The sequence below is a fragment of the Hufsiella arboris genome (assembly GCF_009834875.1).
In the GTDB taxonomy this organism is placed as follows: Bacteria; Bacteroidota; Bacteroidia; order Sphingobacteriales; family Sphingobacteriaceae; genus Hufsiella_A; species Hufsiella_A arboris.
The window spans coordinates 1-19,416 of the sequence record NZ_WVHT01000003.1; the positions used below are offsets into that span (position 1 = coordinate 1).

Below are 19,416 nucleotides of genomic sequence, written 5' to 3' on the forward strand. Positions count from 1 at the left end.
CTGAAAATTCCCACGGCTCTGATTGCGACAGGCCGGATCACCGGGTTTTTAGCACAAAAATTTGAAGCCTTGAACTTTTGTTTCTTTTCTTTCAAGAAAAAAAAAGAGCCAGCCGCCGGCGGAGAGGCGGACCAGCTTTCATAAACAGCTGGCTGTGCCTTTTTATTGTCAGCCGGGCTCATAGTCGTGCGAAGACCGTTTCCTACTATCAAAGTACAAATGCTATGAACGATCCCCTCGGCAGTACATTCAACAACCGATCATCAGCGATTTGAATAGTCAAGTGCGGAAAAAGAAGCGACTTTAATACCTCCAATAATATTTATATCTGCTAATATTTTTAGTATTTTATTCGGATTCCTGTAAAATATTTTTCAATTTTGTTTCATGAATACCATGAAAGCCTGGTTGAAGCGCGAGAATCGGCCTGATGAAGTAATCCGCATTATTACCGGATGGGAAAACAAGGTCCGGACCTGCAACTTATACACCGCCTTCGAAGAACAAGCCTACCTCGGACGCATCCTGTTTGACTTGAAAGGCTACTGGATCTATGACGGAACTGAACTTACCGTAAACGAACAGGAACAGGTTGCTGCATTTATCATGCAACACCAGCTGCTGCCCGACACACAGCTAACAGATAGCGATAGCAGGTGATCTCTGTAAAATTGTAATGCCTCAGATATTCAGTACGATTACTTACTACTTGCTACTCCCGCTCAATACAATTCCTGCTCTTCAGTAAAATACGTTTTACGGGAATTTAGTTCCTTCACCTGTATAACTTCTCCGTCGGGGCTTTTCTTCAGGTGAGAATTATGAATTTTCAGAAAATCTCGAACCTCGCCATGGATAATATCAGGGTGAGCTTTTAATATTTGTTTTTCAGCATCTTTCAATTCGGATTTTATTGCATCTGCTAAATCGGCTATCTTCTCATCAGGTATTTTGTTGCAAACTGAAAAAGGTGAAATCCGGGCTTTCCACAAAATTTCATCCGCGTAAGCATTGCCAATCCCACGGATGACGTTTTGATCAAGCAGTAAATTTTTAACGGTTGTTTTGGTTCCCTTTAATCTTTCTTTCAGATAAGATGCGTTTAATTCGTCTGAAAGTGCGTCCGGAGCATCCCGCTCCTGTGGGTCCAGTGTTGGTGTGGCAAGTCCGCGAAAATCGGTCAGCACGATTCCTTCTCCATCTTTAAACAAAAGCTCGAGAATAGAATTTTTCTCTTGATTATTTCCTTTAAACATGAACAGTTTGCCGTTTAGCATCAGGTGCATTCCCAGAATATGATCATTGTCAAACTTAAACCGCAGCTCCTTTCCTTCGCGGTAAATACTTTCGAGTTTGCGCCCTTCAAGCCTCTCCTTTAATGTACTTTCCCCGACATTAAGTTTTTTTAATTGATGAACTGTGACTTTTTCGAGAGTTTTTCCGGCCAAAAGTTTATTCAGATTCCGGCTAAAAACTTGCAGATCGGGTAATTCAGGCATAATGATCTTATAGGTTCCTATTTAACCATACAATTAATAGAAAGTTTGTCATCTGTCATTTGTAAACTGTATTATTGTTTAACAACCAAAAACGTCATGAAAAAACCTGTTATCCTGATCGCACTGATCACTATCTGCGGCTATGCTTTTGGACAAACTGCTGCTAAAATAAGCGCAATTCCAAAGCCGATAAGTTGGGATGTACAACCCCTGAGCTTCGTAACCGGACCTAAAAGTATTACCATTAAAGCCGGCAAAGAAACCGATCTATATACATTCGCAGACGGAAGGTTTTACATAAACAACGCTCCGAAAATGCTTTTCACGCCAGACACCGCTTTTATCATGTCGGTAAAAATTACACCCGATTTCAAAAACGAATATGACGGAGGAGCGCTTCTTATCTACAGCAATAAGGAAAACTGGGCAAAGCTATTATTCGAAAAAAACGAGGATGGTTCCCTGGGACTTGGCGCATCGCTGGTAAATAATAAGCACGGCGACGACAGCTACCACATTGCGGTAAACAGTGGCTCCGTCTATACAAAAGTAGCAAGGTCAGGAGACTTCTTTGTTTTTTACTATTCCCTGGATGGGAAATCTTGGAAAATTATCCGCTCGTTGCCCTATGCTAAATCTGCGGACCTGAGAGTGGGTTTTTACGCGCAATCACCCAAAGGAGAAAGCTGTACAGTTAAATTTGAAGACATTTCTTACGATGCCCGGCCATTTAAAAACTTCTCTACCGGGGAATAATAAAAAAGTCCGGCACTTTAATTGGCCGGACTTCAGATCTTAAACCTTTTTTGGCGGCAGGTCGAACGCTTTCGATTCATGTTCGAAATGTCCTTTATGCGACCCGTCGCAAAACGGCTTGTTTGCAGATAGTCCGCAGCGGCAGATAGAAACCACTGTTCTGCCTTGCAAGCCGTACGCGTTGCCCTGCATATCAACGATCTCGAAATCTCCGTCGACTTTCACCGAACCGTTACTGTTTATTGTCAATTTTGTTGTAGCCATGTTTTGTTTTTAAGGATGCCAAAGGTAGCCAGCGTTTTGTATCAGTTGGGTCAGTATTTGCAATTTATAGCCAGTTTAAATTAGCGAAGCCGATCATTTACCGTACACTTTGAAAAATTACCTTTTTAGCAGTGCTAAGGACTACTTTGGAAAAAGAGTTTAGAGATGATCCTGATGCGATGAAACCGCTGTTCTTGGTATCCGCGTTGCAAACGCCGACAATTTACCGTGATTCTCCTTTAGTCGAAACATCATTTCGCCCATGATGTTATCAAAAAAGCAACATCTGTCGCTATGTCACAAATGACTATTGAAGAAAATTTTCTTACACTCGAATAAGAATTATGGAGCAAGCCACATTATTGGGAACGCATGAAAGTACTGCAATAAAACTTTCCATCAACGGCAAAGATCATTCATTAAACGTTGAGCCCTGGGTGGTACTGCTTGATGCACTCAGAGAATACCTCAGCCTTACAGGAACAAAAAAAGGCTGTGACCACGGGCAGTGCGGAGCCTGTACCGTGCTGATCAACGGTAAACGGATAAATTCCTGCCTCACACTCGCTGTGATGCACGAAGGCGATGAAATTACCACCATCGAAGGCATTGGAAGTTCTGACAATCTTCACCCGCTGCAACAGGCTTTTATCGATCACGACGCTTTTCAATGCGGCTATTGTACGCCGGGACAAATTTGTTCGGCGATCGGGCTTTTGTCGGAAAACAAAGTAAAAACCACAGCTGATATCCGTGAACTTATGAGCGGGAATTTGTGCCGGTGCGGCGCTTATCAAAATATCGTTGCTGCGATTAAGCAAGTGAAAGGAAACATAGCCGAATGAACAGGTTTACCTTTAACAAGGCTGGAAACATAGCCGATGCTTTTAGCAGCCAGCAACAATCGGATTTTTCAAAATTCATTGCCGGCGGCACAAACCTGCTCGACCTGATGAAGGAGAATGTCGAACGGCCGGACCACCTGACAGATATAAATGCTCTGCCCTTCCAGGAAATTGGAATGAACGAGGACGGCGGCCTCCGGCTTGGCGCCCTGGTAACCAATGCTGATACAGCCTATCATCCCGAAGTCGAAAAAAGATACCCGCTTATTTCACATGCGATATTAGCCGGCGCATCGCCGCAGTTACGAAATAAAGCTACAAACGGCGGAAACCTGTTGCAACGCACACGCTGCTATTATTTTTACGATACGGCGCTTCCCTGTAATAAAAGAAAGCCCGGCTCAGGCTGTGGTGCATTGCAGGGATTTAACCGGATACATGCAATTTTCGGAACGTCTGACCATTGCATCGCTACCCATCCGTCCGATTTTTGCGTCGCGCTTGCCGCTTTAGGCGCCCGGGTTAACGTTACGGGACCGTCCGGCGAACGTACTATCGAATTTGAAGATTTCCACAGGCTGCCGGAAGATACTCCTGAAAAAGACACCAACCTGCATCCCGGAGAACTTGTTACTTCCATTGATTTGCCGGAATATGGATTTCACGAAAATTATAAATACCTGAAGATTCGCGACCGGGCGTCGTACGCTTTTGCTCTTGTCTCAGTGGCCGCCGGATTAAAAATAAACGATGGTAAAATAGAAGATGTGCGCATCGCTCTCGGTGGCGTTGCCCACAAACCATGGCGAAACAAAGAGGCGGAAAATATGCTAAAAGGAACAACGCCGGAAAAGTCCGCTTTTGAGCAGGCAGCAGATCTGATCTTGAAAGACGCACGTGGCTTCGGACATAATGACTTTAAAATTATTTTGGCTAAGCGCGCCATTGTGAAAACGCTTTCAGAAGCTTTAAATTCTTAGAGAATGCAAGACAATCCAATCGGAAAACCGCTAAGCCGCGTTGACGGCCCGTTAAAAGTTACCGGCGAAGCAAAGTACGCGGCTGAATATCATTTTCCCGGCATGGTTTACGGCTACATCGTTTCAAGCAAAATCGCCAAAGGTAAAATACAATTTATCGACACTGCAAAAGCGATGGAAGCGGAAGGTGTTATCGCCATTTATTCGCATGAAAACGTCCCGAAACTGGCCCGTCTCGATCTCAGCTATAAAGATCACGATGCCCCATTATCCGGCAAACCGTTCAGGCCGTTCTATACTGATAAAATTCTTTTTAGTCAGCAGCCTGTTGCGCTGGTGATCGCTGAAACTTTTGAACAGGCGCGCTACGCGGCGTCTCTTGTTCAGATACGTTACCTCGTTGCAAAACACACAACGAATTTTGAGGAGAATCTTGGCAACTCACACAAGCCATCATTAAACAGGTTTCCTATTAAATCCCGCGGCAAGAAAGCTGACAAAATAATAAGCGAAGGCGACGTGCGCCTTGATACCGAATACCTGCATATGTATGAGCATCATAACCCTATGGAAATGCATGCCACTACTGTTCAATATCACGACGATGGTTCACTTACTGTTTATGATAAAACGCAGGGTGTATTGAACAGCCGTAATTACCTGGCTGACGTTTTTAAACTGTCTAAAAAGAAGATCAGGGTACTTTCGCCTTTCGTCGGTGGCGCCTTTGGCTCGGGTTTACGGCCGCAGTACCAGGCTTTTATGGCGGTGATGGCGGCGCTTCAGCTTAAACGCCCGGTCAAGGTATCACTTACCCGCCAGCAAATGTTCTCTTTCGGGCACCGGCCGGCAACACACCAACGATTAACGTTGGGTGCTTCTCCGAACGCCCAGCTAAAAGCCATTAAACATGTAGCCATTGCCGAAACTTCACAACTGGAGGACTATACTGAAAATGTGGTTAACTGGTCGGGTACTTTATATCAATGCAACAATGTGGAAACTAATTACCGCCTTGTTCCGCTGGACATCTACACCCCGCTTGATATGCGTGCGCCTGGCGGTGCAACCGGAGTACACGCACTCGAATGTGCCATGGATGAACTGGCATACAAACTCAACATCGACCCGCTTGAGCTCAGACTTATCAATTACGCAGAACGGTTCCAGGACGGAGATATCCCGTTTTCAAGTAAGGAGCTAAAAGAATGTTACCGCCAGGGAGCAGAGAAATTCGGATGGAGCCGCCGGAATCCAGAACCGCGGTCGATGAAAGATGACAACCAGTTAGTCGGCTGGGGAATGGCGACGGGTATATGGGAGGCTTTCCATGTACCGGTTAGAGCGCATGTTAAATTATCGATAGATGGCAAGTTATCCGTCAGCACTGCTACGTCAGATTTTGGGACCGGAACTTATACCATCATGACGCAAACTGCGGCGCAACTTATGGGATTACCCGTAACAGACGTTGAAGCTAAACTTGGCGATACAAATCTTGCCTGGGCGCCATTATCAGGCGGTTCATTTACTGCAGGATCAGTTACCAGCGCCATAAAAGCGGCTTGCGACGGCCTAAAAAAGAAACTATTGAAACTTGCTAAAAAAGCAAGCAACTCGCCATTTAAAAAACTAAAGCCAGAACAGGCCGAATTTAACGATGGGTATATGTATGTTACAGGCAATCCGGAAATCAGGATAAAGCTTACCGATATCTTACAGTCTGAAAAAACGAACACACTTGAAGCAAAAGCATTTAGTTTACCAAACGTTCTAAAACAGCGCAAATATGCCCGTTATACACACTCAGCGGTGTTTGTTGAAGTAAAAGTTGATGAAGATCTTGGCACTGTTCATGTTAGCCGCGTGGTAAGTGCCGTTGCCGCCGGAAAAATTCTTAATCCTAAAACAGCACACAGCCAAATTATCGGGGGACTTGTCTGGGGTATCGGCATGGCGCTCCACGAAGATTCGGTAATGGATAACCAGTTTGGCCGCTTTGTTAATCATAACCTGGCAGAATATCATATCCCCGTGAATGCGGATATTCCGGAAATGGATGTGATATTTGTAAATGAGCATGACGATATTGTAAACCCGATGGGCGTAAAAGGACTTGGAGAGATCGGCGTTGTGGGAACTGCGGCGGCTGTTGCCAATGCCATCTTCCACGCGACAGGAAAACGAGTCAAAAAGCTTCCAATTACGCTGGATACCTTGTTATAAAAATGAACGAGCTGCGAAAAATTATCAAAACGTATGAACGGGCTAAAGCTGAAGGGAAAAACTCGGCACTTGCTACGGTAGTTAAGGTAGAAGGCTCCTCCTACCGAAAGGCTGGCGCACGCATGCTGATAACCGAAGAAGGACAATTTACAGGTGCGATTAGCGGTGGCTGCCTGGAAGGCGATGCATTGCGAAAGGCACGCTTTGCCATGAGCCAGCGACACCCTATGCTGGTGACTTATGATACGACCGATGAAGACGACGCCCGCTTTGGAGTCGGACTTGGTTGCAATGGAATTATCCATGTATTGATCGAACCCATTGATGATGCAGATCCTTTGAACCCGATATCCCTACTTCAAAAGTTTTTTGAGAAACGCCGGTATGCAGTGCTGGTCACCTTGTTTTCGTTGGAGGACAAGAAAGCGGCACAATCCGGCACTTGTTTATTTTTAACGGAATCGGATGAAATATACAATCAGCAAAGCTATTCCTCTTTAAGCGCTGAGATTTTCGACGACAGCCGTGATGTGCTGCGTAAAAAAACATCGCTTATTAAAACTTACGGCGAGACAAATCCAATCACAGCTTTCATTGAAATATTGAAACCTGAAATATCACTGATAGTGTTCGGAGCAGGCAACGATGCGATTCCGCTAATCCAGATGGCTGCTATTTTAGGATGGGATGTCACTGTAATCGACGGCCGACCTAATTATGCCTCCACCGCCAGGTTTCCGGATACTAAAGTTCTTATCTCAAAACCTGATGCGTGGTTAAACGAAGTGGAACTTGACGAACGAACCGCCTGTATCCTCATGTCGCATAATTACACGTACGATTACGAGGTATTAAAGAGGCTACTTAAAACTGATGTTCCGTACATTGGCTGCCTGGGGCCAAAGAAAAGGACACTGCAAATGCTGGAAGAAGCAGGTTTGGATCCAAAGGCTAATAAGCTTCCTGAAAACTTATTTGGGCCGGCCGGTTTGGATATCATGGCAGAAAATTCACAGGAAATAGCCCTTTCCATTTTAAGCGAAATACAATCGGTAATTCATAATGGCAAGGCTGGCTTTCTAAAAAACAAGCTAGTCGGAATCCACGTACCTGAAATTCAGCTATGACAGGAATTATAATTCTGGCCGCCGGAGGTTCTGTGAGAATGGGCCGGCCCAAGCAATTGCTTCCATATCAAAAATCAACCTTGCTCAGGCATGCGATAGACCAGGCTAAGCAAGCTGGGTTAGGACCAGTTATGGTTACCTACAGCGACCCGCAGATTCAATATGACGACGAAACTATATACTGGTGTCTTAATACCGGATGGGAAGAAGGTATTTCCTCGTCGATAAGAAAAGGAGTTGATGAGCTAATCAGGCTTTACCCCCAGGCCGAACAAGCAATTATTATGCTTTGCGACCAGCCGTTTGTAAGCGCTAAACTGCTTATGGATTTAAAAAACGCCGCTGAAATAGAAAAAAGAACGCTTGCGGCCTGTTTATACGGTAACACTATAGGAACACCTGCTTTATTTGGCAAGTCTTATTTCAACGATCTGCTGGCTCTTAAAGGAGATGAAGGAGCTAAGAAAATCCTGCTCCTTCATCAGAACGCCATTGCGGCAATTCCATTTGCCCAAGGTATCATTGATATCGACACCCCGCAAGATTACGACAACTTGCCGGCATATTAAAAGATTATCCGCCTTTCAGCGCTTCCTGTTCTTTTAACGCGCCAATGTTGTTTTTACTTTCAAACTGCGTTTTAACTTCTGCAAAGTTTGAGAAGATTTCGTCAATCGTATCAATGATATCTGCAGCGCTTTGATGTATGTCGGGCAGTTTATCTTCCAGCTTCTTGTCCGATAATTCGATGTTATCTACTTCGATCTTCGTTATCTTTTGGAGCACCGCCGTCTGGCTGTTTTTAAGATCTTCCAATTCACGTTCGATCTTCTCTATTAATTCGAATTTCTGTAATGTATTCATGGTAATGTTTTTTGCTTGTTATCTTAAAACAAGGATTTTTGGACGGTATTGTTTTGAAATTTAGGAATTCTAGGGGTTGTAGTCTGGTGTTTAAAGATTGTTATTTTGATGTTTTGTAAATAATAAGAACATCGTCTAGAATATTTGGCAATAGGAAGAAGCTAGCTTGAAACGGTTTTTTTCTAATGTATTCCGAGTTTTATATAAGATTCCTGATTTAGCATTTGCACTCGTCTGGAAGCAGGAAAACTTTTACTTCTGCTCCGGCAAATACGTTTTAATGATTTACATGTTGAAAGCAAGTTCCTGCGTTAATCGGAGCCGGTAGTCCCGCTAACGTTACAAGCTTAAAGTGATTGTCACAGGTTGCCGAATGTTCGTGCATCTTTAAGGCTTTTCACTCATATCGGGTTTAAAACCGTTGAGATATTGCAGCTATCCACCTAATAGCACGAACCCTCGTACCGACGAAACACAGGTTTGAGTGCAATAAACCTGATCGGAGAGGAAAGCTTTTTGGTGCAACTCGTTCAATTTAGAAAGAAACATTCACAAAAAACTTGGATCGTAGAGCAGGACTGTCCTTGCCAACAGAGATGAACGTTCGTTTCAAAAGCTATCTAAAAATTAGGGCGAAATAAAAAAATCGTTTCGAAAGTTTTAGTGAAATCGTTGGTGAGACACCAACAATGGTTAGGGTTAGCTATAAAAGTCTTAATAAAACAGATTGTAATTTTTTTTGGAAAGCAAGTTCCTGCGTTATTCGGTGCCGGTAGTCCCGCTAACGTTGCAAGCTTAAAGTGATTGTCACAGGTTGCCGAATGTTCCTGCAACTTTAAGCTTTTCACTCATATCGGGTTTAAAACCGTTAAGATATTGCAGCTATCCACCTAATAGCACGGACCCTCATACCGACGAAACGCAGGTTTAAGTGTAATAAACCTGATCGGAGAGGAAAGCTTTTTTGTTGGAGCTCGTTCAATTTAGAAAGAAACATTCACAAAAAACTTGGATTGCAGAGCAGGACTGTCTTTGCCAAAAGAGATGAACATTCGTTTCAAAAGCTATCTAAAAATTCAGGGCGAAATAAAGTCGTTCTGAAAGTTTTAGTAAATCGTTGGTGAGATACCAACAATGGGTTAAAGTGAACGGCATTAATTTATGAGTAATCATGCAACTTTAAGCTTTTCACTCATATCGGGTTTATTACCGGGAGGAATTTGCTACTATTAACAAAAGCTAACCGCAATTGCAAATTCCTAATTTATAATTTGCCAATATTCAACTAATTCCTCAGCAATTTCGCCACGTATTTACCAATAATATCAAACTCCAGGTTGACAATACTACCCGTCTTTACATCCTGCAGATTTGTATGCTCTAACGTATAAGGGATTATCGCAACAGAGAACTGATCATCTTTTGAATCAACCACCGTTAAGCTGATGCCGTTTACGCAAATCGACCCTTTTTCCACGGTAACGTTACCCTGCGTAACATCGTATTGAAATGTATAACGCCAGCTTCCGTTTTCATCTTCAACGGAAATGCATGTCGCGGTTTGATCCACGTGGCCCTGAACGATATGTCCATCAAGACGGCCGTTCATTTGCAGGCAACGTTCAAGGTTTACCAAATCGCCTTCCTTAAGGTTGCCAAGGTTAGTTTTTTGAAGAGTTTCGTCGATAGCGGTTACTGTATGGCTTTTATCGTCCAATGCTACAACCGTTAAGCAAATTCCATTATGAGAAACCGACTGGTCGATCTTTAATTCATTCGAAATGGGAGATTCTATCGTAATGTGAAGATTGCTTTGTTCGTGTTTCAATCCGCTGACTTTACCTAAGGTTTCAATAATGCCTGTAAACATGTTCCAAAGTTATTTGTCTGCTGTTCCATTTCCAACTGTGATACCGGCGTGAGGATTTTAATGACTTTATTTAAACTAATAATCCTTTCTGTTTTTTACCCAGTCGGATGAGGTATTGCTCGAATCTGGCTGTATGAACTGTTTTCTGTGTTCATTCAGCCATTTAACTGCGATAATGGCAGCGATACGGGCCTCATCTTCATTTTCATGAACCAACAGCTCGGGCTTGAAGTATTTCTGAACAAAGTGCGTGTCAAAATCTCCGGACCGGAAGGCTTCGTGTTGCATCACAAATTTGCCGAAAGCCAGTGTTGTTGCCACGCCGGATACTGTATATTCATCAATCGCTCGAATCATACGATCAACAGCTTCCTTCCGGTCGGCGGCATAAACAATCAGTTTAGCGATCATCGGATCGTAATAAATAGGAACTTCCATACCTTCTTCAAAACCGTCATCAACCCTTATTCCCGGCCCGTTTGGTAAGCGGTAAGTACGTAATGTACCGATGTCCGGTAAAAAATTATTAGCAGGATCTTCAGCATAAACCCGTAATTCAATAGCATGTCCATTTATCCGGAGTTCTTCCTGTTTGAACCTAAGAGCTTCGCCTCTTGCTATGCGGATCTGCTCCTTTACGAGGTCAATCCCTGTTATCATTTCGGTAACTGGATGTTCGACCTGCAAACGTGTGTTCATCTCCAGGAAATAAAAATCTAAATTCTCGTCGAGGATAAATTCAACCGTGCCGGCATTTGTATAATTAACCGAACGCGCCACATCCACCGCACACTTGCCCATTCTTTCCCTGATCTCGGGCGTCAATACCGATGATGGCGCTTCTTCGATTACTTTCTGATGGCGGCGCTGTACCGAACATTCGCGTTCAAACAAATGAATGATGTTGCCATGCGAATCTCCCAAAACCTGTATTTCGATATGCCGTGGCGAGGAAACATACCGCTCGATAAACACAGAACCATCGCCGAAAGCAGAGGTTGCCTCGGAAACTGCCAGTTTCATTTGTTCATCAAAATCTTCCGCAGTATCAACGATTCTCATTCCCTTGCCTCCGCCACCGGCTGCCGCCTTAATCAAAATCGGGAAGCCAACTTCTGCCGCACGCCGCTTTGCTTCGGCAACATCAGTAATAGCGGTTTCTGTGCCAGGGACCATGGGAATATTATAGCGCATCGCCGCCGCCTTTGCAGCCAGCTTATTGCCCATAATTTCTATCGCTTCCGGTGAAGGACCAATAAAGATCAATCCGGCTTCTATTACCTTTCTTGCGAAAACCGCGTTCTCGGACAAGAAACCATAACCCGGATGAATAGCTTCGGCACCGGTTATTTTGCAAGCCTCAATAATTTTTTCGGCAACAAGGTATGATTCGTTGGAAGGTGCCGCACCAATGCAAACCGCCTCATCCGCGTAACGGACATGAAGTGACAAACGATCGGCTTCCGAATAAACGGCGACAGTTTGTATTCCCATCTCTTTCGCTGAACGCATGATCCGCAAAGCAATTTCGCCACGATTGGCAACAAGGAGTTTCTTCATAGAAACTAAAAATACTAAAATCAGCGAGATAGAACAGAAGTTCGTGATGTGTGTCCGAAATATTTGTCAACAGGACAAATACCGTTCGCCGGGTCTTAGTATTAATGCAAAAGTCTTTTCAGCGGGTTCTTTTTCTTCCTGGTAATTGCGTCATAAACTAAACCAGAAACAACCGCATATACGCCATGATGCAAAACATCAACCGAAATGTCTTTTGGCTTTTCTTCTGTTACAGGCGGGGCGACCTTCAGCGATGGAAGCATAATGAGTGACGTTCCCCAAACCGCCGCGAAATGCAGGAAAGCCGCCGGAAAACCTTTCAGCCCCATCAAGCCGATCAGTCCGCGCGCAACGCCCCAGCTCGTGCCATAGGTGAAATGAATTTCTTCATTTACCTTGCTTTTTTCTTCTTCGGAGGTAGGTTTAACATCAAGTACTTTGGAGACCGCCTTCACCGGCGTATCACTTTTTTCGCGTTTTGTGATCTGCGCTTCGATAATCTGCGAGACTGTCATTGCTACAGTGCCGGCTAACCCGGCCAGCAATCCAACACCAATGGCAGTTCCCAGGTCCGCCAGCGACGATTGTTTTTTATAGATTTTCATAGGATAGATTTTAGGAAGAACATTAGGTTCGTCTTATTGTTTAAAGCGCCTGGGTCAAATAAGACAGAAAGCTTATTTTAGCTATGCTAATCTATGCCTGTACTGATATGAAAAAATTTCTTCATCTCCTCTTTATGTTTGCCTGCACGAACTGTTTTGCACAAACCGATTCTGCACTCGTAAAATTTAACAACCCACCTTCCGTACCTCCTGCAAACGGATACTCCCAGTCGGCGGAAATTAACCTTGGAAATTGCAAAATGCTAATCATATCCGGACAAGTTGCACTCAACAGCAAAGGCGAACTCGTAGGCGCGGGAAATATGCGAAAACAAGCGGACCAGGTTTTTAAAAATATCAGATCAATTGTTGACCAGGCAGGCGGAAGCCTGAGCGACCTCGTGAAAATCAGTTTTTTTGTAACAGATCTCAGTCAGTTAAAATCGATCAGGGAAGTGAGAAATGAATACATAAATCTTAAAAATCCGCCGGCGAGCACGTTGATACAAGTCAAAAGCCTTTTTCGCGATGATTTAATGATTGAGATCGAAGCAACCGCGATTCTACCGTTAAGGAATAATCATTGATAACTTTCTTCAGTGATACAAGGAATTTATATCAACGATAAAAATTGCTTTTGTCGGTGATATAAGAGACATTTATCGACGATAGAAATTTATTCTGTTGTCGATAAAAATTAAATTAGCTTACGATTTCTTCTTAGTCTAAAGCTTTTCTGTAAGAACTACCTGCCTTATAGTTTCTGAAATTCCATAAGCTTTACGAACTTCAATTACATGTTCGCCGGCTGTAAATTTTCAGGTATACTAAAAATGATTCGTCCGCTTGTAGCGGTCGCCACGGTTTTAACCTTAATCACGCCAGTAGTATGAGTAAAAGAAGATCCCCTCCTCATCATTGTACAGATCTATTTTGAGGCCATCTCCGAGCAATTTACCAATACCGCAGGGGGTTAACCGGCTGTTGGTAGTTTGACTGCTTACATCATGAAATTCCAAAAGCGTGGGCGCAGGTTTAAATGATTTAATTTTTTCAACCGCCGCTTCGCGCATTTACTGTTCAGGAGAACTCATTTGAGTCGGTAGCTTTTATTCAAATGCCGCGAATGATCGAAAACGTCGGCAGCCCCATTAAAAACACCGTTTATTCCCGGGCGAATGTTTACCAAGGGTGATAATATCGTGTTGCCGGAAGCAACTCCGTCTGTCACAACCTCGAAAAAAATGCTCAGAGCCGCCCTCAGGTCGGTTTCCGTTATAGTAGTGCCACGTTTAACTATTTTCTTTATGACACCTTCGATATCTATAGTTTCATTGGCCGCTGTACGAGCAACATAGCCATTTGGATTTGCAGCAATTGGATTGGGTTTGAGGTAGTACTTAATGGACATGATTATAAATGTGATTTGGTTGTGGTTGATTAAGCTGGTAAGTTGAACTATCGGCGAAACTACTGCAGCAGCAACTTCAATTCTTGTTCACTTACAGTCAGCTGCCCCACCTTCGGTAAACGCCTTGTTAACTCCCGCCAATTAACATCTTTTGCATAAACCTTTTTTAACATTGCGGCAGCTTCTTTTACCCGTTTGTTATTCGCAAGAGTGATCGCATGCCAGTATTGCATTTCCAGGTTTTGGGGAAACATTTTCTCTGCGGCCGTATATTCTTCCATAGCTTTTGGCATGTTACCATTTTCCACCTGCAGGTCGCCATTGTTCATATGCTCATAAGCCCGCTGGAGTTTTAGCAAACGGCCAAGTTCTCCAATGGGATCAACATTATCGTCCACTCTTAAATCGACAAGCTTATCGTTCCAGCTTTCTTTTACCAGTGCGCCCGAAACCACGATCATTGCAGCCGACTGTTTCCCGCGGATATCGCCGCCTGCTTTTTGAGCAGCGATTAAACAGGCAAGAACTCTTTCAGCAAGCGGCAGCTTATCGTTTAAAGAGAAAGCGTTTTCCATTGCCGCGCAAACTTTGTCCGTTAACATCATGTTCGATTGAACGGAATAATTTGCGCCATGCCTGTCGTTCGCAAAGTCGATGCACTTGCTGCCAGTGTGTACTGCGGTCTGTCCGGAAGTATTTAAAAATGCTACCTGGCGTACATCACGGCCTTCATCTTTCTTCAATAATTCCGTTACAGCTTCTTCAGGTGTTTTTCCCTGTTCCATAAGCTCCAACCCAAGCGGCCCGTAGGATTTATTCACGAAAGATTGAGTTGCCACCACTCCTACTCCTGATCTTCCCCAGATAACAGATGTCCCTACACTGAACCAATGACTTTGAACGGCTGCCGCCATCTCGCCGGTGGACGGATCGCGTGCGACGATAGAGAACGTATGTGCGAGCGGCTCGGTAGTTTTATAGACCTGTCCGGCAGCAATGTTTGAAAATAAAATAAGGAGAATTAACAGTTTTTTCATGACCGAATACTTAATTATAAAATTACCTATGATAGTCGTTACTCGACATTATATCAACAGGTAGTTTAAATTTCCCAAAATTTACACATTATTAAAACTCGATTGCCCTGCAGATAAACTTAAGTTAATTTTAAATAAATTTTTTTCATTGAGTTATGAATTACGTAAAAATTAACCGCGAGCCAACCATTAAGTTAATGAGTTTGCTCTATGTATTCGCTTCATGTTTTGTTTTTTTTACCGGCTGTTCAAAGGATGAGTCGCTGACTACAACAACGGACGAATCATCTTTAGCTGCCACACAGTCAAAGAACAGTATCACAACGTCGTCAACAGATGTTCTGAAGCCAATTTATTATTTCCCGTTAACTAACAATTTGGTTGATTCAGTAAGTGGGATAGATCATGCAAATACTGTGTATACGCCAAATGGCAAATTTACCTATGGCATTACCGGACAGCCTCTAACCGCCATGTATTTTACTAAAGGCGGCTTTAATTATGATATCGGAATGGCCAATTCAATTAACAACGTTGGCACATTATCTTTTTGGATGTATGCTGATACCATCAAGGATTCACCACTTTTTCATGCCCAGCAGTATTGGTATGGAGTTGTTTATAGTATACGTTTGCAAAATGATGGCTCCATCAAAGCATTTTCCTCAAGATGTTTTGTTGACTCTATAGCTACTCCCGGGGAATTTAATGTAATAACAGGTCCGGTAATAAAAACAAAAAGGTGGTACCACATTATTATACGATGGGACGACAATTACTATGCACCTGGCCAGGGACTGGTTCACCTCTTTGTTAATAATACGCTGTTAGGTATTGACAAATACAAATTTAAACCATCGATATGGGAAGGTTTAGAAGACAATGAATATGCTATCGGCCTTCAGAAAAACTGGCGTGGCAATCATGATTTTGATTACCAATTTTTTAACGGCCGATTGGATGAGATCAAGTTTTATCGAAAATTTGTTAAAAAAGAAGATTTTTCAAGACTTTAATATTAAACGCCCGCTTAGCCGGGCGTTTTTATTTGATAAAGATCCGTTATATTAAAGTCCTGGTATCATCAATTGTGGAAATCGCGTAACTTATTAAAGCGTTTTACCGCTTATCGACATTTCCGGTTATGTGTACTCAGAATATCCCTATTTATAAATTAAAATATATTTTCAAACCTTCTGCAAAAGGTGAATTCGTTTATAAATCGTTTAATTCTGAAGCCGCTGCTACCCTTACCGTTAATTGAGAATAAATTTAATCCGGTTTTAACAACATTCCCATGAAACTATTAATTATCCTTTGTCTTGTAACCTTCGGTTTAACTTCGCTTGCTCAGTCAACCAATCTCAAATATGATAAAGCTCTCGCAGATTCACTTGGCGCCGACGAGTATGGCATGAAGATGTACACGCTCGTGATATTGAAAACCGGACCGGCTGAGATCAGCAAAAAAGAAATTGTCGACAGCCTGTTTCGCGGGCATATGGCAAATATCGGCAGGTTGGTAGCTAACGGAAAAATGATCGTTGCCGGTCCTCTTGGCAAGAACGACAAAAATTATCGCGGCATATTTATATTAAACAGCGAAACAACCGAAGAAGCTAAGGCCTTGCTGTCCACCGATCCAGCCGTAAAAGCAAAACTTCTTGAAGCCGAAATTTTTCCATGGTATGGCTCGGCGGCTTTACCATTGTATTTGCCTTTTCACGATAAAGTATCAAAAACGAAAATGTAAAATTACCCGTTAAGCTCTTTCATCGAAAACCATCGCATCCTGTAACAATTAATGGCCGTATTCCCGAGTTGTTCGATAAGTTTATAATTGGCAATAGCTCCCACCGCGGCTCCGATTACCGGGACTAACTGCGCCATTTTTGCAAGATCAATATAATCCCGATATTCTTGCTGAAACGTACGCCAATCGAACTGGTCAACATCTGCAGGCAGGGAAGCAGCATAAGTTTCCCAATTTTCGATATGCTGTTTATAAATCTCTATCCTCCGCTGCTGACTGCAAAATGCAAGCTGAAAAACATAAAGAATGTAAAGCCTTTCCTTATAATCTTTTACGTCGCAACCTGCAAAAGCAGCGATATCAAAAAGCAGCTTTATTTTAATTCCTATAAGAATCGGGAAATCTGCCAGTCCTAGCAATATCCCACCCGCGCCGGTAACAGCTCCTTCAACGGTCGCCGTTCTTTGGTAGAAATTAATTTGATCTTTAATATATGCTTCCGAGATTTGGAGCGACTCAGTTTTTGCCGTTTTAAATGTAGTGTATTTGGCTCCGTACAGCACCGCTTTTGTCATCTTTTCGATGGTTAAGGTAATCGCCTTGTGCACCTTCTCAGGAATCAGATTATTTATTTTTGTCTGCAAACCTTTAGCCGCACGGTTAAATAACGACGGCCGTTTTTCCATTTTTGCTTGCCAGCGCTTCAATTCTTCAAAAGCTTGTTCTTCGTAAGCAGTCATTTTGTAAATATACATTGGATGCTGTGATGTTTAGTTTGTCACGAACACCATAGAGTTATCGAAACGTTTTTTATATATTGTAATACAGGCTTTAATAAGCATGGAAATATTAACAGCAGAAAGTTTTTACAATAAACTCGTCGCCCTTCAACAAGAAAAAGAACTTGAAAATGTCCGGCGATTTTATCGCGATCCCAATCGAGAAAATAAATTTATCGGCGTTCGCATGGCCGATATCTTCGCTTTGGCAAAAGAATTTAAACTGATGCCAATCGAAGAAATCGAAAAACTGTTATTAAGCGATTACTACGAAGCGAGGATGGGCGCTGTGAGCATCATGGATTTCCAGGCAAGAAGTAAAACCATTTCGGCCGCTCAAAAAAAACAATTGTTTGATCTTTATATCTCCCGGCACGAGCGAATAAATAACTGGGATTTGGTAGACCGGAGCGCTCCCTACGTTGTAGGTGGTTACCTGGATGATAAGCCTCGCGACATACTTTATCGGCTGGCAAATTCGGAAAATGTATGGGAACGCAGAACGGCCATTGTAAGTACCTATTATTTTATCCGTCAAAACCAGCTGGAAGACACGTTCAGGATTGCGGAATTATTGATCCATGACGAACACGACCTGATTCAGAAAGCAGTTGGCAGCTGGCTCAGAGAAGCTGGAAAACATAACAAACAAAAACTATTAAGCTTTTTAAACTCGTACCATCAAGATATGGCTCGTATAACTCTTCGTTACGCGATAGAAAATCTTGACGACACTCAGAAATCTCATTATCTCAGAGCCAGCGCTAGCTGATCAGTTTCTTAATAATTTCAATACCTTCCGCTACCCTGGAAAAATCACTTTCACCGCCCAAGGCAATACGAATCGCTCCTTCATAAACAGGCGTATCTGCCGAAAATCCCACTGAAGGAACTATTAACACGCCCTCTTTCTCCAATCGACTATTTAATTCTGATGACTTAATCTGATCCGGAAGCTTTAACCAAACATGCCAGCCGTTCTTATGGCCGGAGAAGTTATATCCGTTTAAAAGCGTTTTCACGGAAGCTTGCCGCTCCGCGCCGCCAATTTGCTTTTCGCGGATCACGCGGCTCATCTGTCCCGACTCGATGAGGTTGTTGAGAACGTTGGAAAGCAGCGGAGACGAATTACTTGACGTTAGCCTAAGTGTGTCGGTTACCTGCTGAGAATAATTTTCCGGTGCCAGTAAATAGCTCGTTTTTATACCCTGTGCGTATGGTTTCGAAAAGCTATAAACATAAAAACTCCGTTCCGGTGCCAGATGAAAAAAGTTCGGAAGCAATTGATCTTCAAGGAATCCGTATGCATCATCCTCAATGATTATCAGGTTGTTTTCTCTCGCAATAGACACGATCTCCCGGCGGCGTTCGATGGGTAAAACCGTTCCCAGCGGATTGCTTACCGTAGCCATTGTAAATAAGGCATCTATGTTATTTGAGAGGCAGATTTCGCTGAGTGAAGCCGGAATCAGGCCGAACTCATCAACTTTACATGGAACAAGCTTGAGATTTAGCAGTGCAGCCGCTGATTTGAAATTTGAGTAAGTAAATTCTTCAACCGCGATTGTTTTATTCTGAAGCTTTGCCGCCAAAATAGCGACTATACATGCATGATGTCCTCCTCCACCTAAATACACGTCGTCCGGGTTAACCGGAAAACCTGGCTGTGAAAGCCATTTCGCCCCAACTTCTTTGTCGCGGTAGCTGCCACCAGTTGGGTCGGTACTTAGCAGCTGTAACGGATTTCCCAGCGTTTCTTTCAGTAACTCCTGAAATTCCGCATTTTGGTTTTCCAGGATCGGGTAGTTGAAACGCAGGTCGATTGGCTTAAGCATATTTC

21 protein-coding genes are annotated in these 19,416 nt (G+C 43.1%); 11 read left to right on the forward strand and 10 right to left on the reverse strand.

What is annotated here, in order from left to right; translation table 11 throughout:
• Window positions 1-387: 387 nt before the first annotated feature.
• On the forward strand, window positions 388-660 hold the full coding sequence (locus GS399_RS06955; protein ID WP_160843901.1) for a hypothetical protein: 273 nt from the start codon (window positions 388-390) through the stop codon (window positions 658-660).
• A 62-nt stretch (window positions 661-722) separates the two neighbouring features.
• Here GS399_RS06955 and GS399_RS06960 read toward each other — a convergent pair whose 3' ends face one another.
• A complete protein-coding gene (locus GS399_RS06960) occupies window positions 723-1,499 on the reverse strand; it encodes an Fpg/Nei family DNA glycosylase (protein ID WP_160843902.1) in 777 nt (258 codons plus the stop codon).
• A gap of 96 nt (window positions 1,500-1,595) precedes the next feature.
• On the opposite strand from GS399_RS06960, the gene GS399_RS06965 reads away from it, so the two are divergent.
• Window positions 1,596-2,255: a DUF1349 domain-containing protein gene (locus tag GS399_RS06965; protein WP_160843903.1), complete on the forward strand. Its 660-nt coding sequence runs from the start codon at window positions 1,596-1,598 to the stop codon at window positions 2,253-2,255.
• 39 nt (window positions 2,256-2,294) lie between these two features.
• Here GS399_RS06965 and GS399_RS06970 read toward each other — a convergent pair whose 3' ends face one another.
• Window positions 2,295-2,519, reverse strand: coding sequence for a CDGSH iron-sulfur domain-containing protein (locus GS399_RS06970; protein ID WP_160843904.1), 225 nt, complete (start codon window positions 2,517-2,519; stop codon window positions 2,295-2,297).
• A gap of 344 nt (window positions 2,520-2,863) precedes the next feature.
• Between GS399_RS06970 and GS399_RS06975 the strand changes: the two genes are divergently transcribed.
• Genes GS399_RS06975 through GS399_RS06995 form a run of 5 tightly spaced genes read left to right on the forward strand, consistent with a single transcriptional unit; the run spans window position 2,864 to window position 8,266 of the window.
• A complete protein-coding gene (locus tag GS399_RS06975) occupies window positions 2,864-3,364 on the forward strand; it encodes a (2Fe-2S)-binding protein (protein ID WP_160843905.1) in 501 nt (166 codons plus the stop codon).
• Window positions 3,361-4,344: an FAD binding domain-containing protein gene (locus tag GS399_RS06980; RefSeq protein ID WP_160843906.1), complete on the forward strand. Its 984-nt coding sequence runs from the start codon at window positions 3,361-3,363 to the stop codon at window positions 4,342-4,344. Before GS399_RS06975 ends, GS399_RS06980 begins: the two co-directional genes overlap by 4 nt.
• Window positions 4,345-4,347: 3 nt before the next feature.
• Window positions 4,348-6,570: a xanthine dehydrogenase family protein molybdopterin-binding subunit gene (locus GS399_RS06985; RefSeq protein ID WP_160843907.1), complete on the forward strand. Its 2,223-nt coding sequence runs from the start codon at window positions 4,348-4,350 to the stop codon at window positions 6,568-6,570.
• 2 nt (window positions 6,571-6,572) lie between these two features.
• Entirely contained in the window at window positions 6,573-7,697 is a 1,125-nt protein-coding gene (locus tag GS399_RS06990; protein WP_160843908.1) for an XdhC family protein, read from the forward strand.
• Window positions 7,694-8,266, forward strand: a complete 573-nt coding sequence (locus GS399_RS06995) for a nucleotidyltransferase family protein (protein ID WP_160843909.1) — start codon at window positions 7,694-7,696, stop codon at window positions 8,264-8,266. The genes GS399_RS06990 and GS399_RS06995 overlap by 4 nt, the downstream gene beginning before the upstream one ends.
• 4 nt (window positions 8,267-8,270) lie before the next feature.
• On the opposite strand, the gene GS399_RS07000 is transcribed toward GS399_RS06995, so the two are convergent.
• The 4 genes from GS399_RS07000 to GS399_RS07015 all read right to left on the reverse strand — a co-directional run bounded on the left by GS399_RS07000 (window position 8,271) and on the right by GS399_RS07015 (window position 12,596).
• Window positions 8,271-8,561, reverse strand: a complete 291-nt coding sequence (locus tag GS399_RS07000; RefSeq protein WP_160843910.1) for a hypothetical protein — start codon at window positions 8,559-8,561, stop codon at window positions 8,271-8,273.
• A gap of 1,285 nt (window positions 8,562-9,846) precedes the next feature.
• The gene (locus GS399_RS07005; protein ID WP_160843911.1) at window positions 9,847-10,431 is read right to left on the reverse strand and encodes a riboflavin synthase; all 585 of its coding nucleotides are present in this window, start codon (window positions 10,429-10,431) and stop codon (window positions 9,847-9,849) included.
• A gap of 75 nt (window positions 10,432-10,506) precedes the next feature.
• Entirely contained in the window at window positions 10,507-11,991 is a 1,485-nt protein-coding gene (gene accC, locus GS399_RS07010; protein ID WP_160843912.1) for an acetyl-CoA carboxylase biotin carboxylase subunit, read from the reverse strand.
• 101 nt (window positions 11,992-12,092) lie between these two features.
• Window positions 12,093-12,596, reverse strand: coding sequence for a hypothetical protein (locus GS399_RS07015; RefSeq protein ID WP_160843913.1), 504 nt, complete (start codon window positions 12,594-12,596; stop codon window positions 12,093-12,095).
• A 107-nt stretch (window positions 12,597-12,703) separates the two neighbouring features.
• On the opposite strand from GS399_RS07015, the gene GS399_RS07020 reads away from it, so the two are divergent.
• Window positions 12,704-13,183: a RidA family protein gene (locus GS399_RS07020; RefSeq protein ID WP_160843914.1), complete on the forward strand. Its 480-nt coding sequence runs from the start codon at window positions 12,704-12,706 to the stop codon at window positions 13,181-13,183.
• A 503-nt stretch (window positions 13,184-13,686) separates the two neighbouring features.
• On the opposite strand, the gene GS399_RS07025 is transcribed toward GS399_RS07020, so the two are convergent.
• On the reverse strand, window positions 13,687-14,007 hold the full coding sequence (locus GS399_RS07025) for an HU family DNA-binding protein (protein ID WP_160843915.1): 321 nt from the start codon (window positions 14,005-14,007) through the stop codon (window positions 13,687-13,689).
• A gap of 59 nt (window positions 14,008-14,066) precedes the next feature.
• On the reverse strand, window positions 14,067-15,044 hold the full coding sequence (locus GS399_RS07030) for a DUF1028 domain-containing protein (protein WP_160843916.1): 978 nt from the start codon (window positions 15,042-15,044) through the stop codon (window positions 14,067-14,069).
• Window positions 15,045-15,199: 155 nt separating this feature from the next.
• On the opposite strand from GS399_RS07030, the gene GS399_RS07035 reads away from it, so the two are divergent.
• Both GS399_RS07035 and GS399_RS07040 read left to right on the forward strand, forming a co-directional pair.
• Window positions 15,200-16,060, forward strand: coding sequence for a LamG-like jellyroll fold domain-containing protein (locus GS399_RS07035; protein ID WP_160843917.1), 861 nt, complete (start codon window positions 15,200-15,202; stop codon window positions 16,058-16,060).
• Window positions 16,061-16,341: 281 nt separating this feature from the next.
• Entirely contained in the window at window positions 16,342-16,797 is a 456-nt protein-coding gene (locus tag GS399_RS07040; RefSeq protein ID WP_160843918.1) for a YciI family protein, read from the forward strand.
• Between the two features lie 2 nt (window positions 16,798-16,799).
• Here GS399_RS07040 and GS399_RS07045 read toward each other — a convergent pair whose 3' ends face one another.
• Entirely contained in the window at window positions 16,800-17,552 is a 753-nt protein-coding gene (locus GS399_RS07045; protein ID WP_304622142.1) for an EcsC family protein, read from the reverse strand.
• Window positions 17,553-17,637: 85 nt separating this feature from the next.
• On the opposite strand from GS399_RS07045, the gene GS399_RS07050 reads away from it, so the two are divergent.
• The gene (locus tag GS399_RS07050; RefSeq protein WP_160843919.1) at window positions 17,638-18,348 is read left to right on the forward strand and encodes a DNA alkylation repair protein; all 711 of its coding nucleotides are present in this window, start codon (window positions 17,638-17,640) and stop codon (window positions 18,346-18,348) included.
• Here GS399_RS07050 and GS399_RS07055 read toward each other — a convergent pair.
• Complete coding sequence (locus tag GS399_RS07055; RefSeq protein ID WP_160843920.1) at window positions 18,341-19,411, reverse strand: aminotransferase-like domain-containing protein; 1,071 nt, start codon at window positions 19,409-19,411, stop codon at window positions 18,341-18,343. The genes GS399_RS07050 and GS399_RS07055 overlap by 8 nt on opposite strands.
• Between the last annotated feature and the right edge of the window lie 5 nt (window positions 19,412-19,416).